General features: G+C 70.1%; 2 protein-coding genes. Both read right to left on the reverse strand.

The window, feature by feature from the left end; all coding sequences use genetic code 11:
* The coding region (locus CH341_RS35460; protein ID WP_210208683.1) for a hypothetical protein at window positions 1-228 on the reverse strand (228 nt) is incomplete at its 3' end.
* Window positions 229-244: 16 nt separating this feature from the next.
* On the reverse strand, window positions 245-980 hold a 736-nt coding region (locus CH341_RS34630), incomplete at its 5' end, for a DUF883 family protein (protein ID WP_170149877.1).

Consider the following 980-nt stretch of genomic DNA (forward strand, 5'->3'; position numbering starts at 1 on the left):
CACCACCGCGAGGCCGATCGCGGCGATCGCCGCGATCACGAAGAAGAAGCCGGCGAAGCCGAGGCTCGTGCGGATCGCGCCGAACTCCTCCTCGGCGCGCAGGAACACAGCGGCGCCGACGAACAGCAGCGCGCCGGTGAGGCCGACGCCGGCGATGGCGGCCCACACGCCGCTCTTCACGAGCGTGTCGAGCCGCGCCTGCCAGCGGAGTGCGATCCCCTCGAACACGGTTGCTCGTCCCGGCTCAGCGACGCCACAGCGCGCCGAACAGGAAGCCGAGGCCGAGCGCCAGCGCCAGCGTCGAGAACGGCCGCGCCTTGACGTTGTCCTCGAGGGTCGAGCCGACCGTATCGGCGAAGTCCGTCACCGCGTCGCGGCTGCGCTCGCCCGCCTCGTAGGCGGCGTCGCCGAGATTGTCGCGCACGCGGCGGAAGCGGTCGCGCACGCCGCCGAACGCATCCTCACCGGTCGACGAGAGGGCGGTGGAGAGCTGACCCGCGAGGCGGGAGACGTCGTCCTTGAGGCTCTGCAGATCATTGCGGAGATCGTCGACGGTGTTCGTGGGTCCGTTCACGGTGGCCATGGGATGCTCCAATCCGGTCGATCTGGATGTCGTGAGGCGAGCCGTCGCGGCCCGCCGGATGCGCGCGCTCGGCGCGTCGGATCGGTAACGCGGTGACACCGGAAAAGTTCGTTCGCCGCGTCGCGCCGCCGCCGGCGCAGCTGCGGCCGCGCCGCGGAACCGGATGGAACCCGCCCGAAAACCGCGCGTTTCCAGAGCAGACACGACGCTGAGGAGGAGCAACAGATGGGTCGTTATTTTCTGCTGTGGATGATCGGCATTCCGATCCCGGTGCTGGCCTTGATCTGGTTGTTCGGCGGCCTGCACTGACGCGGCGGCTCCGGACACGACGCCCTCGACGGCGCGGTCCAGGCCGGAATCACGAACCGAAACGCCGAGCGCCGCGGAAGCCCGTTCC

It is taken from the genome of Rhodoplanes roseus, assembly GCF_003258865.1.
GTDB lineage: Bacteria > Pseudomonadota > Alphaproteobacteria > Rhizobiales > Xanthobacteraceae > Rhodoplanes > Rhodoplanes roseus.